Source organism: Planktotalea arctica (assembly GCF_002105285.1).
Lineage (GTDB): Bacteria > Pseudomonadota > Alphaproteobacteria > Rhodobacterales > Rhodobacteraceae > Planktotalea > Planktotalea arctica.
This window is the reverse complement of sequence record NZ_MUHR01000001.1, coordinates 182443-195206: the sequence shown is the minus strand read 5'-3', so window position 1 is coordinate 195206 and position 12764 is coordinate 182443. Positions and strand designations below refer to the sequence as shown.

At 57.0% G+C, this 12764-nt stretch carries 11 protein-coding genes; 5 read left to right on the top strand and 6 right to left on the bottom strand.

Annotated features, from left to right (window positions below; translation table 11 throughout):
* Nucleotides 1–2 precede the first annotated feature (2 nt).
* Together B9P63_RS00990 and B9P63_RS00985 are read right to left on the bottom strand one after the other, a co-directional pair.
* Nucleotides 3–1136: a hypothetical protein gene (locus B9P63_RS00990; RefSeq protein WP_085306680.1), complete on the bottom strand. Its 1134-nt coding sequence runs from the start codon at nt 1134–1136 to the stop codon at nt 3–5.
* Entirely contained in the window at nt 1137–2213 is a 1077-nt protein-coding gene (locus B9P63_RS00985; RefSeq protein ID WP_095532972.1) for a hypothetical protein, read from the bottom strand.
* 162 nt (nt 2214–2375) lie between these two features.
* On the opposite strand from B9P63_RS00985, the gene B9P63_RS00980 reads away from it, so the two are divergent.
* Nucleotides 2376–3497, top strand: coding sequence for a serine/threonine protein kinase (locus B9P63_RS00980; protein WP_085306678.1), 1122 nt, complete (start codon nt 2376–2378; stop codon nt 3495–3497).
* Between the two features lie 42 nt (nt 3498–3539).
* Here the strand turns inward: B9P63_RS00980 and B9P63_RS00975 are convergent, their stop codons facing one another.
* Nucleotides 3540–4748, bottom strand: coding sequence for an aminopeptidase P family protein (locus B9P63_RS00975; protein WP_085306677.1), 1209 nt, complete (start codon nt 4746–4748; stop codon nt 3540–3542).
* A 231-nt stretch (nt 4749–4979) separates the two neighbouring features.
* Between B9P63_RS00975 and B9P63_RS00970 the strand changes: the two genes are divergently transcribed.
* Both B9P63_RS00970 and B9P63_RS00965 read left to right on the top strand, forming a co-directional pair.
* Complete coding sequence (locus B9P63_RS00970; protein WP_085307040.1) at nt 4980–6458, top strand: NAD-dependent succinate-semialdehyde dehydrogenase; 1479 nt, start codon at nt 4980–4982, stop codon at nt 6456–6458.
* A 45-nt stretch (nt 6459–6503) separates the two neighbouring features.
* Nucleotides 6504–7310, top strand: a complete 807-nt coding sequence (locus tag B9P63_RS00965; RefSeq protein WP_085306676.1) for a PaaX family transcriptional regulator C-terminal domain-containing protein — start codon at nt 6504–6506, stop codon at nt 7308–7310.
* On the opposite strand, the gene B9P63_RS00960 is transcribed toward B9P63_RS00965, so the two are convergent.
* Genes B9P63_RS00960 through B9P63_RS00950 form a run of 3 tightly spaced genes read right to left on the bottom strand, consistent with a single transcriptional unit; the run spans nt 7290 to nt 9402 of the window.
* Complete coding sequence (locus B9P63_RS00960) at nt 7290–8156, bottom strand: SDR family oxidoreductase (RefSeq protein WP_085306675.1); 867 nt, start codon at nt 8154–8156, stop codon at nt 7290–7292. The genes B9P63_RS00965 and B9P63_RS00960 overlap by 21 nt on opposite strands.
* A gap of 56 nt (nt 8157–8212) precedes the next feature.
* Complete coding sequence (locus B9P63_RS00955; protein WP_085306674.1) at nt 8213–8962, bottom strand: class II aldolase and adducin N-terminal domain-containing protein; 750 nt, start codon at nt 8960–8962, stop codon at nt 8213–8215.
* Nucleotides 8959–9402: a VOC family protein gene (locus tag B9P63_RS00950; RefSeq protein ID WP_085307039.1), complete on the bottom strand. Its 444-nt coding sequence runs from the start codon at nt 9400–9402 to the stop codon at nt 8959–8961. Before B9P63_RS00950 ends, B9P63_RS00955 begins: the two co-directional genes overlap by 4 nt.
* Before the next feature lie 67 nt (nt 9403–9469).
* On the opposite strand from B9P63_RS00950, the gene ade reads away from it, so the two are divergent.
* Nucleotides 9470–11281, top strand: coding sequence for an adenine deaminase (gene ade, locus B9P63_RS00945; protein ID WP_085306673.1), 1812 nt, complete (start codon nt 9470–9472; stop codon nt 11279–11281).
* Nucleotides 11282–11288: 7 nt separating this feature from the next.
* Nucleotides 11289–12761, top strand: coding sequence for an AMP nucleosidase (locus tag B9P63_RS00940; RefSeq protein WP_085307038.1), 1473 nt, complete (start codon nt 11289–11291; stop codon nt 12759–12761).
* Nucleotides 12762–12764 lie beyond the last annotated feature (3 nt).

Below are 12764 nucleotides of genomic sequence, written 5' to 3'. Positions count from 1 at the left end.
GCTCAACGATAACTGAGCACGCGCCCGCCAGCGCCCACCACAAATTTACGCACAGATGAAAATCCCGGCGGGTTCTTCTCTTCCAAAACCTGATAGGGGCGCTGAGGCAGAATAATGCTCCGCTCCATCCGCGTGGCCCCCGTGTCTGCCCCGCGACCCGCAAAAGGATCGAGCGCAAACACCTCGCGATCCACCGTGCCGAACCAGCCTGCGCGCTCTTGCTCGACGCGCTCACTCTCCAGCTCTTCGCGCGTCCACGCGAGCGCCCAATCCTCGCCCTCGGGCGAGCGAGCCTCCTCCAAGACCTCCCGTAAAGGGCCGGTTTGGCGGGTGTAACCGTGGGAATACATTGGCCCAAGGTGGAACCGCCGCAGGCTTTTGGGGTGTAGATCTTGAAAACTCTCGTCAAAGCCTTTTGCAATCGTGAGCAGTTTCAGCCCAGCGAGCGCTTGTCCCATAAGATGCGCTTGCGCTTCTGGCCAGCGATACTGATCCTTGGGTAGGGCTGTTTTGCCGCTGTCCTCAAGCTCCATCAGATAGACCACCGGCAGGTTCACTTGACTGTCATAGACGGCCCAATGGATCAGAAATTTGCGCCGCCCATTGGCTAGGTTTTCGACCCAAAGGCACTCTGGATCATTCTGCGCCCAGAACAACTCCCCGCGCGCGAGTTCTTCGTAATAGAGCCGCTGGGACAATGCGAATTGCAGCTTTGTCGGTAATTCCTGATCACCAACAATGCGGCGCACCATTTGTTCTTTGTATTGCTCGACCGAGGGCATATTCGCCAGATGCTTTTCCGCCTGTGCCGCATCATTCGCCATGGTCAGCAATTCGCGGTGCACTGGAAACCCGCTTTCGCGTGTGTCCATAGAGAGCGAGCCAAAGAACTGTCCCGTATCGCGCCCAACGAGCAGATATTTCATCGAAAGCGCGCGAAACGTGAACGAGAGTTTGCTCACATAGCGCGTGATGACTTCAACGTCCGCATTGGACAACCGCCCCTCCGCCTGCATCACCGCAGAGACCCGCATCAAGTGCTGGGTGATCCTCTCGAATTTACGAAAATAGCGACGAGACGCGAAAGTATCGAGGAGCCCTGCATGATCGCCGCTGACGTCGACGGTATCGCTCATTTACCCACCATACGCATTGCTATCATGCTTCTCGACGATCTGCGCAAAGCGGCGTGCGAAACGCTCGTCCGCCTTCGCCTTGGCTTCCAAAACATCGCGAGCAAAGACCATGTGATCCTCATGCGCTTCCATCATGTCGGCCATACGCTGGTTCGTCGCCGTGCCAATCGCGGCCATCGCGGTTTGCGCTTCTTGATCTGTCTCAACGCCAATTTCATTGATGCGGTGCGCTACATCCTGCTGCTGCGCGGTTTTCAAGGACTTGGTCAGAGCATCATACAAAACAACCCGCTGCTTCGTGTCTGTTTGCAGCTTGTTGATCAGTACCATCTGCGTCGCTGCTTGGTTCTGCAATGAATCGATCCAGGTTTTGCCCTTTTCGATATACCGCTCCAGCGTTTGGGATTTCGCGAGCTTGACCTGCTCCTCTTGCACCAGCTCGTTATACTTGGCGTTCAGATCCGCAATCTCTGTTTCCAGCTTGGTGCGCGCGGCGGCATCTTGCTCCACCGCGATCTTGCCCTCAAGCGCGATAATCTTTGGGTCCATCGCCATGATCTGGGACTTCACATCCTCCAACTCACCCACAGTGAATTCACGCTCGTCCAGCGTTTCAGACAAATTCACTTCAACCTTGGTCTTTTGATCATTCAAAACCGCCAACTGACCCTCTAGCAATTTGGTAATCACATCGGACTTCGAAATCAGGTCCTGCAATTTGTCATCAATCGAAGCAGAGCGCACGCGATCCTGACGCATTGCGTCAGACTTCGCACCCGCAAAAATACCGACAAAGCTTTCCCAACCCGTCTTGTTGCGCATCTCGTCAAAGTCTTTTGAGAACGCCGCCGTGACATCATCCAGCCCCATAATCAGCTCAGCTATATTGGCGTTCATCACGTCCGTGTGGGCATGAACGTCTTCAAGATTGGCGTTCTCGATGTCGATCATCGCGTCATCGCCCGCCTTCATTTTTTGGCGCGCAACTTCGATCCGGCTGCTGAGTTCTGATATTTTGGATTGTGCCTCGGCCACCTGTTTTTGCGACTCGGCCACTTGGCTTGCAAAATCTGACATAAAAATTCTCCCGTTTTACAATGCGTTACTTAAGATATAGGCAATGTGAATGTGGCTTACATCTACATTGCTGCAAGATTTTCCGTAACTGTCGCAAATGTCATGGCGGATGGGAAGTCGGATGGCTAAATAGGCCCGTTAAAACAAGAAGGAACGCGCGCAATGAGCTGGTCACCAGACAAAACCGAAGTCAAAAGCTGGAATGAATGGGACACGCTACGGCATGTAATCGTGGGCCGCGCCGATGATTGCCACATTCCGCCTGCAGAACCCGCACTGGACGCAAAAGTGCCCGAGGACAGCGATATGCGCGGTCAATGGGGACGCCGCCCACAAGAGACGATTGATCGCGCAAACGAGCTCTTGGACAATTTTGCAGGCATGCTGGCAAAGCGCGGCCTGCGCGTGGATCGCCCGACCTGCATTGACCATTCGCTGCCCGCGACAACGCCTGATTTTCACACGCAAAGCCAGTTCGGCTGTATGCCGCCCCGCGATGTATTGCTAACCGTTGGCCGTGAAATGCTGGAGGCGACGATGTCCTATCGCTGCCGCTGGTTCGAGTATCTGAATTACCGCCCACTCATGCAGCAATATTTCAACGAAGACCCCAAGTTTCGCCACGAAAGCGCGCCTAAGCCGCGCTTGACGGACGCGGATTATCACCCTGACTACCTGTCCGAAAAGATCGGCGATGCAAAGCGACTTGAATGGGCTGCCGCGAAGTTTTTCGTAACAACTGAAGAAGAGCCACTTTTCGACGCCGCCGACGTGTTACGCTTTGGTAAAGACCTCGTGGTGCAGCATGGTTTCACGACCAACGAAAAAGGCATCGAGTGGCTGCGCCGTCACTTTCCTGATCACCGTGTTCACACGGTGAACTTCCCCGGTGATCCCTATCCGATTCACATCGACGCGACTTTCACGCCACTGCGCCCGGGTCTGATCCTGAACAACCCGCAGCGCCGCTTGCCTGCGGATCAACGCGCAATGTTCGAGCGGAACGGCTGGGAAATTGTCGATGCCGCACAGCCCGCGCACAACGCCCCACCGCCGCTGTGCTATTCATCCACATGGCTTTCGATGAACGTGCTGGTGCTTGATCCCAAGACAGTCTGCGTCGAAAAATCCGAGGTCTATCAGGCCGAGCAAATGGATAAGCTGGGCATGGAAGTGGTCGAGGTCGAGCTACGCGATGCCTATGCGTTCGGCGGCGGCCTGCATTGCTGCACGGCGGATGTCTACCGCGATGGCGAGTGCGAAGATTACTTCCCGAATATGTAAGCGCAGTGGTGTGCGTGATATCACGCACACTACCTTTTCCAATCAACCTACCACGTTGAAATCCGGTCCATACGGATACTTCGTAATGTTCTCGTTGCCGTCCTCGTGAATGATCAGGATATCATGCTCGCGATACCCGCCTGCGCCCGGCTGATCGCTCGCGATAGTCAACATCGGCTCCATCGAAATCACGTGACCCGCTTCCAAAACCGTGCCGATATCTTCGCGCAATTCCAGTCCCGCTTCGCGGCCATAGTAGTGTGACAGAACGCCAAAGCTGTGACCGTAACCAAACGTGCGGTACTGAAGCAGATCACGCTCGGCAAAGAATTCGTTGATCTCGTTCGTTACCTCCGCGCAGCTTGCACCGGGCTTGAGCAGGGAAATACCCAGCTCATGCGCGCCCACGTTTGCCTCCCAGATTTTCAAGGAAGCATCATCCACTTCGCCCACGAACATCGTGCGCTCCAGCGCTGTGTAATAGCCAGAAATCATCGGAAAGGTATTGAGCGAGAGGATATCGCCCCGTTCCAGCTTGCGCGAAGTGACAGGGTTATGCGCGCCGTCCGTGTTGATGCCGGACTGGAACCAAACCCATGTATCGCGGTACTCCGCGTCGGGAAATCGTTTCGCAATTTCCACTTCCATCGCATCGCGGCCTGCCATAGCGACGTCGATTTCACGAATGCCAACGCGCACCGCATCCTTGATCGCAAAGCCCCCAACGTCGGCAACAGCCGCGCCCGCGCGGATCAGGGTCAACTCAGCGTCCGATTTGTGCATACGCTGGATCATTGTCGCCTCGTAGAGGTCAACAGACTGAGAGGGCGCAAGAAAACTGTCGAGCTTGGCTTTTTGCAGCAGGCTCAGATGATCGCTCTCGAAGCCGATGGACTTGCCTGTCCCAGCGACGGACTTGATCGCGCGCCAGTAGTTGTCGCGCTGCCAATCCGTGTATGTGATGTTGTCACCAAAGCAACGCCGCCAAGGCTGGCCAGCGTCGATTCCGGCGGAAATAGTGACGGAGGTTTCTTGCGTGACAACCAGCGCATAGGGGCGGCCGAACGCACAATAGGTAAAGCCAGAATAGTAAGAAATGTTGTGCATGGAGCTAAAGACAGCCGCATCAACGTCCATATCGGACATGATCTTGCGCAGCTTGCTTAGACGCGCTTCATACTCGGCATCAGAAAATTGCAGGGGGGCTTTTTCGCCGTTGTGAAAACGGTAGAAATCGGGACGTGCAGTCATGGTGTGACCTCCATTTTGACGCATCAAAGAGAGGTCCCGGCGTTCAGGACAGGAGTTATGCGGGATCGTTCGGGTTTCGAACGGAGCGACGCCATCGCCCGCAACACGCATCGCATAGCTGCGCGCAGCGTAGCACGCCAGTTCGCGGCGCAGACCATTCCAAATCCGACACTCTGGACAAGATCGTGCGCGCATGCTTTGCCTGCCGCAATCATGCTTTGGGAGAATATCATGCTCGACACACCTACGAACCTTGCCTCGCTGCTCAAAGACCCCAGCCTGCTGGCGACCAAAGCCTATATCGGCGGGCAGTGGGTCGACGGCGAAAACGGCGCGACGTTTGATGTAATCAACCCCGCGCGCGGCGATGTGATCGCCAAGGTCGCCGATCTAAGCCGCGCACAGGTCGCCGGCGCGATTGCACAGGCGCAAGTCGCACAAAAGGACTGGGCCAAGAAGACCGGCAAGGAACGATCGGGCATCATGCGCAAATGGTTCGATCTAATGATGGCCAACCAAGACGATCTGGGCATTATCCTGACCGCAGAGCAAGGCAAACCACTGGCCGAAGCCAAAGGCGAAATCGCTTATGGTGCCTCCTTTATTGAGTTTTTCGCAGAAGAGGCCAAGCGCATCTACGGCGAGACTATTCCGGGCCATCAGCCTGACAAACGCATCACGGTCATCAAACAGCCCATCGGCGTTGCCGCCTCGATCACGCCGTGGAATTTCCCCAACGCAATGATCGCGCGCAAGGCCGCGCCAGCAATCGCCGCTGGCTGTGCCATGGTCGCGCGCCCCGCTGAGGATACCCCGCTTTCCGCGCTCGTGATGGGCGTGTTGGCCGAGCGTGCAGGTATTCCTGCGGGTGTTCTGAATATCCTGCCCTCGACCCTATCGAGCGAGATCGGCAAAGAGTTTTGCGAAAACCCCGCAGTGCGCAAGCTGACGTTCACAGGTTCGACCGAAGTGGGCCGTATCCTGTTGCGCCAGGCGGCAGATCAAGTGATGAAATGCTCGATGGAGCTGGGCGGCAACGCGCCCTTCATCGTGTTCGATGACGCCGATCTGGACGCCGCCGTCGAGGGCGCGATCATGTGCAAATTTCGCAACAACGGCCAGACCTGCGTCTGTGCCAACCGCATTTACGTGCAAGCGGGCGTCTATGACGCCTTTGCGCAAAAGCTCGCTGCGCGCGTCGGTGCGATGAAGATCGGCGACGGTTTCGAGGATGGCACAGACCTTGGCCCCCTCATCAATCCCAAGGCAGCCACCAAAGTGCGCGCGCATATCGCAGATGCGAAAGCCAAAGGCGCGACAGTCATTCTGGGCGACAATGGCGCAGAGCTGGATGGCAACTTCTTTGCCCCAACGATCGTAACAGGTGCAACGAAAGAGATGGCGGTTTCTACCGAAGAAACCTTCGGACCCCTCGCGCCTCTGTTCAAGTTCGAGGACGAAGACGAGGTGATAGCGCTGGCCAACGATACAATCTTCGGGCTTGCCTCCTATTTCTACGCCAAAGACCTCAGCCGCGTTTACAAAGTAGCCGAAGCGCTTGAATACGGCATCGTCGGCGTGAACACGGGCATCATTTCGACCGAAGTCGCGCCTTTCGGCGGGGTCAAGCAATCCGGCCTTGGACGCGAGGGCAGCCATCACGGAATCGAAGACTATCTAGAGATGAAATATATCTGCATGTCGGTCTAATCGCATATTGCGACCCGGCCCTTCGGGGAGAGTTTAAGAGGCAAGATGAAGCAGGATGCTTTTCAAAGCGCGATCCAGATCCTCACTGAAAAGGATTCTCTGCGCGTTTGGTCACTGATTGTCACCATATTCGGCGATCTTGCGCTGGATCCCGGCGACGTCATTTCAGGTCCTGTGCTTGGCGATATCCTCTCGCCCGTAGGGGTGCGCCCGGAAGCGATGCGCGTCGCGCTTTATCGCTTGCGCAACGAGGGCTGGCTGGAGACAACAAAGCGCGGACGCGAAGCCCTGCACCACCTGAGCGCTTCGGGGCGCACACAAAGCGCCAGCGCCAGCCGCAGAATTTACGCAAGCGCACAAAGCGAAGACCCACGTTGGCATGTGCTATGCTATCCCCCAGTTCTTTCCAGCGAAGAACACCAAAGAGCCGCGCAGCGCAGCAAGGAGGGCTATGTCACTGTCGCCCCCGGCGTCTACCTTGCAAATGGCATTTTACGCAGCAAGGCCACCGGCGCATTTGTGGTGCAAGGCGTTATCGGCGACGTGCCCGATTGGCTGAGCAAAACCTTGGTGCCCAGCGCTCTAATAGACGCCTTTGCAGAGCTATCAGCGCGTTTGAACGCGATCGATTTTGACGCGAGCGGCTTCAAATCCCTCAGCCAGATCGAGATCGCGACGCTGCGCGCGCTAATCGTGCATCGCTGGCGCAAGTTGGTCCTAAAACTGCCGAACGCCCCCGATGCGCTTTTCGGCAAGGATTTTGCCGGAACCACCTGCCGCGCAGCAGTGATGCAGGCGCTGGATGCCTTGGCGCGCCCCGAACTGTCAAGTTTAGCGCGGCGCGCTCTCTAGCGCGAGCAAGGCCGCAAGGCCGCTGCGGTAATCAGGATACCGCAAGCGCACCCCCAGCTCGTCCTTGATACGGTCATTGCGTACACGTTTGCTTTCTGCATAAAAGCTGCGTGCCATGGGGGTCATATCGGCGCTCTCGAAATCCGCCTCGGGAGGAAGCGGCAGACCAAGCAGTTTTGCCGCATGGGCGATCACGTCCTGTGGCGGGGCGGGATCATCATCGCACAGGTTATAGACAGCGCCCGGGCGGGGCTGCGCGATGGACGCGGCCAGCACTCTTGCGATATCCTCCACGTGGATGCGGCTGAACACCTGACCCTCTTTGAGGATGCGCCGCGCCGTGCCTGCGCGCACTTTGGCAAAAGGACCGCGCCCCGGACCGTAGATGCCGGCAAGACGGAAAATATGAAGCGGCAGACCCGCGATGGATTGCCACTCAGCCTCCGCATCGACGCGCATCTGGCCGCGCTTGGTCGAGGGTTTCAGCGGGCTTGTCTCATCGACCCAGCCGCCCTGCGCATCGCCGTAAACGCCTGTGGTCGATAAATACCCGGCCCACTCCAGATTGGGCGCTTGGGCCGTGATCTGGTCGCGAAACGCGGCGAGAACCGGATCGCCATCGCCAGTGGGCGCAGGGGAGATAAGGAGATGCGTCGCGCGCGTGATGTCTGCGTCCAGATCGCCGCCCGGCCAGAGAACGCCCGTAACGCCCGCCGCCTCGAGCGCCGCGATTTTATCGCTTGAACGCGTGGTTCCCGTGATGGAAAATCCCTGCGCAAGCAAATGCGGCGCAAGCGCGCTTGCGGAGTATCCGTGGCCAAGCGAAAGGAGATGTTTATGTGTCATCCGCCCTATCTGCGCGCGCGGGGCGTTGCTTTCAAGATGTATTTCACCCGAACCCGTTAACGCGCGTAATCGCTTCCCTCGCTGTCAAGGATCGCCTTAAGCTCGGCCAAGTGCCGTGCGTCCTGCTCTGGATATGTCTCAAGTTCCTGCGCGGTCTTTTCCGCGATTGCGTGGGGCAGAACGCGCAAGGGCCGGCCCGTTTGCAAAGCGCGAATATAGGTCTCGCAAGAGCGCTCGAAATAGAACAGGCGATTGAAGGTTTCGGCGACGGTCGTGCCGATTATCATAATGCCGTGATTGCCCATCACCATGACCTTTTTCTTCGGATCATCAAAAAGCTGCGCGCAGCGCGTCCCCTCTTCCTCGAAGGCGAGACCACCGTAATTCTCATCTATGACCACACGATCATAAAACGTTGCAGAGTTCTGATCGATCGGCGGCAAGCGGCTATCCGCCAAAGACGCCAACACCGTCGCAAAGGGCGAATGCACGTGCATCGCACAACGCGCATGTGGGCAATGACGGTGCATGCCACCATGCAATCCCCAAGCGGTCGCGTCAGGCGCATCGGGACCCTTCAAGGTCTCTGGATCATTCGCATCGACCACGATCAGATCAGATGCTTTGATCCGGCTGAAGTGCATCTGGTTGGGGTTCATCAAGAACTGCGTGCCATCACCGTTGATGGCAAAGGAGAAATGGTTCGCCACCGCTTCGTGCATATTCAGGCGCGCGGTCCAGCGGAATGCGGCGGCAAGATCGACCCGCTCCTGCCAGTAATCCATATTGGGGCGTGTGGTGCTCATTTTACTTCCCTCTCTTCAGGCGTCAGGACACGCGAGGGCACCCACGCATAGCCATTTTCGCACAGTATATAGGCCTCGCGAAGCCCGTGTGGCTTGTTGCTCGGTGCTTGCAAGATATGTCCCCCCATCGATTCGGCCTTGGCGACGGCGACATCGGGATCGCTGGCGTAGAGGCGAAATTCAGCGCCGGCGCCGCGCGCGCCTGCATCGGGCAATAGGCTTGGTAGCGGGTGGGAATGATATGTGCCATCGCTGTGGATCTGGAACAGCTGATCGCCATAAGTCATGATCGCGAAATCCGCATTGGCACGGTGCACCTTCATACCAAAGACTGCGTGCAAGAATTCCGCTTGAACCAGTACATCACGCACTAGGATGTTAAGCCCAAGACCGCACAGGGACGCGCCAAAGTCATCTGCGCTTACCGTCTCATAGTTCATCATGTGCCTTCCTGCTTGCGCTAAATCAGATGCTTGAACATCGCATTGGCTCGTGTCAACTTTGCACATGAGCCAAACACATTTCAAAACATGGGCGCAAAGTGCGCCGAGACTGGTCGCCGTTGCAGCGGGGCGCGCAGCGGCGGACCTTGTGATCAAGGGCGGCACATGGGTCAATGTGCACACCCGCGAGCTTCTAGAAAACCACGACCTTGCGATTGCGGATGGCCGTTTTGCCTATTGCGGGCCAGACGCCTCCCATTGCATCGGTACTGACACCGAGGTGATTGAGGCCAATGGACGCTTCATGATCCCCGGCCTGTGCGACGGACATATGCACATAGAGAGCGGCATGCTTACCCCCGCCGAATTTGCGCGCGCTGTTATCCCCCACGGCACAACATCCATGTTCACCGACCCACATGAGATCGCCAATGTGCTTGGGCTTGAAGGCGTGCGCATGATGCACGACGAAGCCTTAATGCAGCCGATTAACATTTTCACACAAATGCCGTCCTGCGCACCCTCTGCTCCGGGCCTCGAGACGACGGGTTTTGAGATTTCAGCAGAGGATGTCACAGAAGCGATGCAATGGCCCGGTATCATTGGCCTAGGTGAAATGATGAATTTCCCGGGTGTCGTGAATGGGGATCCTCAAATGCTCGCTGAAATCGCGGCAACGCAGAATGCGGGAAAGACTGTTGGTGGGCACTATGCCTCCCCCGATTTGGGACATGCGTTTCACGCCTATGCCGCTGGCGGCCCTGCGGATGATCACGAGGGCACCTGCGAGGCCGATGCAATCGCGCGCGTGCGCCAAGGGATGCGCCACATGATGCGGCTTGGCTCTGCGTGGTATGACGTGGAAAGCCAGATCACAGCCGTCACCGAAAAAGGCCTCGATCCGCGCAGCTTCATCCTTTGCACGGACGACAGTCATTCCGGCACCATCGTGAATGAGGGCCACATGAACCGCGTTGTGCGCCATGCGATCGCATGTGGCTGCGACCCTGTGATCGCGCTGCAAATGGCGACGATCAACACCGCCACGCATTTCGGGCTGGAGCGCGAGCTTGGCTCTATCGCGCCCGGTCGGCGCGCCGATGTGTTCCTGACATCTGATCTGAAAACACTCCCCGTCGAGCACGTAATCGCACGCGGCCAAACCGTTGCGCGCATGGGCATTTGCGAGGTAGACTGCCCCCACTACGACTGGCCCCGCCACGCGCGCGGCACGGTCAACATGGGGGCTTTGAAAAACGCAGCAGCGTTTGAAATCAAAGCGCCCGAAGGGGCCAACACAGTGCGCGCCAATGTGATCGGCGTAGTGGAAAACCAAGCGCCGACAAAAGCGCTCAAGGCAGACCTGCCTGTGCAGAACGGCTTGGTCGAAACCGCTGGCCAAGGCGATATCTGCCAGATCGCCCTTGTCGAGCGGCATCGCGCCACAGGCGGTGTCGTCAACGGCTTCGTCTCCGGTTTCGGATATGAAGGGCCGATGGCCATGGCGTCAACTGTTGCGCACGACAGCCACCACATGATCGTCGTCGGCACGGACCGCGCCATGATGGCGGCGGCGGCGAACCGCCTTGCCGACGTCGGCGGCGGCATAACCGTTTGGAAAGACGGCCGCGAACTTGCGCTGGTTGAACTGCCCATCGCAGGGCTTATGTCCGATCGACCTGCAAAAGAAGTCGCGCGTAAAGCGGACGCTATGGTGCAGGCCATGCAGGACTGCGGCTGCACATTGAACAACGCCTACATGCAGCATTCACTGCTTGCCCTTGTCGTGATCCCCGAAATCAGGATTTCCGATCTGGGCCTTGTGGATGTCACTAAATTTGAACTGACCCCGCTCTTTGAAAGCGGCGGCGCTTGAGGTTAACATGAATCACCAATCCATCCTCACACCACACGCCCCCCATCCCGAGGCGTTTCGCGACCCCAAAAAAGCGGTTGCCCAGCTTATCAAGATTTATGAGCAATCAACCGATTTCTTGTGCAAGAAATTCATGGAAACGATGCAAAATGGACACCCTGGTCATCGCTACCGTGCATTTTACCCGCAGATCAGGATCACGACGACCAGCTTTGCCAAAGTAGATAGCCGTTTGAGCTTTGGACACGTCTCCTCGCCCGGATCGCACGCGACAACAATCACCCGGCCCGACCTATTTAGGAATTATCTTGAACAACAAATCGGGCTGCTGATTGAAAACCACGATGTTGCCGTGGGTATCGGTATTTCTGAAACGCCCATCCCAGTGCATTTTGCTGTTGCCAATGATGCCAGCATTTCAGTCCCCCAAGATGGCGCCGCCGAATTTACATTGCGCGATGTCTTTGATGTGCCAGACCTGAGCACGACAAACGACGATATCGTGAACGGCACCTATAAAGTCGGCAAGGAAGGCCGCGAACCCCTTGCACCCTTCACCGCCCAGCGCGTCGACTATTCGCTGGCACGTCTGTCGCACTATACGGCGACTGATCCGATCCATTTCCAGAACCACGTGTTGTTCACCAACTATCAGTTTTACGTCTCCGAATTCGAGGCCTACGCGCGCACGCAGCTTGCAGACCCGAAAAGCGGCTACACCAGCTTTGTCAGCACAGGTAACATTGAAATCACTGATGCAGACGGGCATATAGAACCGACGATCAAGACACCTCAAATGCCGACCTATCATCTTAAAAAACCAGATGGCGGAGGCATTACTTTGGTAAATATCGGTGTCGGTCCCTCAAATGCGAAAACAGCAACAGATCACATTGCTGTGTTGCGTCCCCATGCGTGGATCATGGTCGGACATTGCGCTGGCCTTCGCAATTCGCAAAGCCTTGGGGATTTTGTGCTCGCCCACGCGTATCTGCGTGAAGACCGCGTGCTCGACGATGACCTGCCGGTCTGGATACCTGTGCCAGCTCTGGCCGAGATCCAGATTGCACTGGAAGCCGCGGTGGCAGAGGTCACTGAACTCAAAGGGTATGACCTGAAACAGATCATGCGTACGGGCACTGTGGCGTCCGTCGATAATCGCAACTGGGAATTGCGCGAACAAGAGGGGCCCGTTCAGCGACTGTCGCAATCGCGCGCTGTCGCGCTTGATATGGAAAGCGCAACGATCGCGGCGAACGGGTTTCGCTTTCGCGTTCCTTACGGCACGCTCCTGTGTGTTTCGGACAAGCCGCTACATGGCGAATTGAAACTTCCAGGCATGGCCTCGGACTTCTATACAACGCAGGTTGCACGCCATTTGATGATCGGGATAAAGGCGATGGAAACACTGAGTGAAATGCCGCTGGAACGCATCCATAGTCGCAAATTACGCTCTTTTCACGAGACTGCGTTCCTTTGACCC

What these genes read in the sequence shown, in the direction of transcription:
- B9P63_RS00990 (WP_085306680.1), bottom strand. Translation starts at nt 1,136, where the DNA reads ATGAGCGATACCGTCGACGTCAGCGGCGATCATGCAGGGCTCCTCGAT.
- B9P63_RS00985 (WP_095532972.1), bottom strand. Translation starts at nt 2,213, where the DNA reads ATGTCAGATTTTGCAAGCCAAGTGGCCGAGTCGCAAAAACAGGTGGCC.
- B9P63_RS00980 (WP_085306678.1), top strand. Translation starts at nt 2,376, where the DNA reads ATGAGCTGGTCACCAGACAAAACCGAAGTCAAAAGCTGGAATGAATGG.
- B9P63_RS00975 (WP_085306677.1), bottom strand. Translation starts at nt 4,748, where the DNA reads ATGACTGCACGTCCCGATTTCTACCGTTTTCACAACGGCGAAAAAGCC.
- B9P63_RS00970 (WP_085307040.1), top strand. Translation starts at nt 4,980, where the DNA reads ATGCTCGACACACCTACGAACCTTGCCTCGCTGCTCAAAGACCCCAGC.
- B9P63_RS00965 (WP_085306676.1), top strand. Translation starts at nt 6,504, where the DNA reads ATGAAGCAGGATGCTTTTCAAAGCGCGATCCAGATCCTCACTGAAAAG.
- B9P63_RS00960 (WP_085306675.1), bottom strand. Translation starts at nt 8,156, where the DNA reads ATGACACATAAACATCTCCTTTCGCTTGGCCACGGATACTCCGCAAGC.
- B9P63_RS00955 (WP_085306674.1), bottom strand. Translation starts at nt 8,962, where the DNA reads ATGAGCACCACACGCCCCAATATGGATTACTGGCAGGAGCGGGTCGAT.
- B9P63_RS00950 (WP_085307039.1), bottom strand. Translation starts at nt 9,402, where the DNA reads ATGAACTATGAGACGGTAAGCGCAGATGACTTTGGCGCGTCCCTGTGC.
- ade (WP_085306673.1), top strand. Translation starts at nt 9,470, where the DNA reads ATGAGCCAAACACATTTCAAAACATGGGCGCAAAGTGCGCCGAGACTG.
- B9P63_RS00940 (WP_085307038.1), top strand. Translation starts at nt 11,289, where the DNA reads ATGAATCACCAATCCATCCTCACACCACACGCCCCCCATCCCGAGGCG.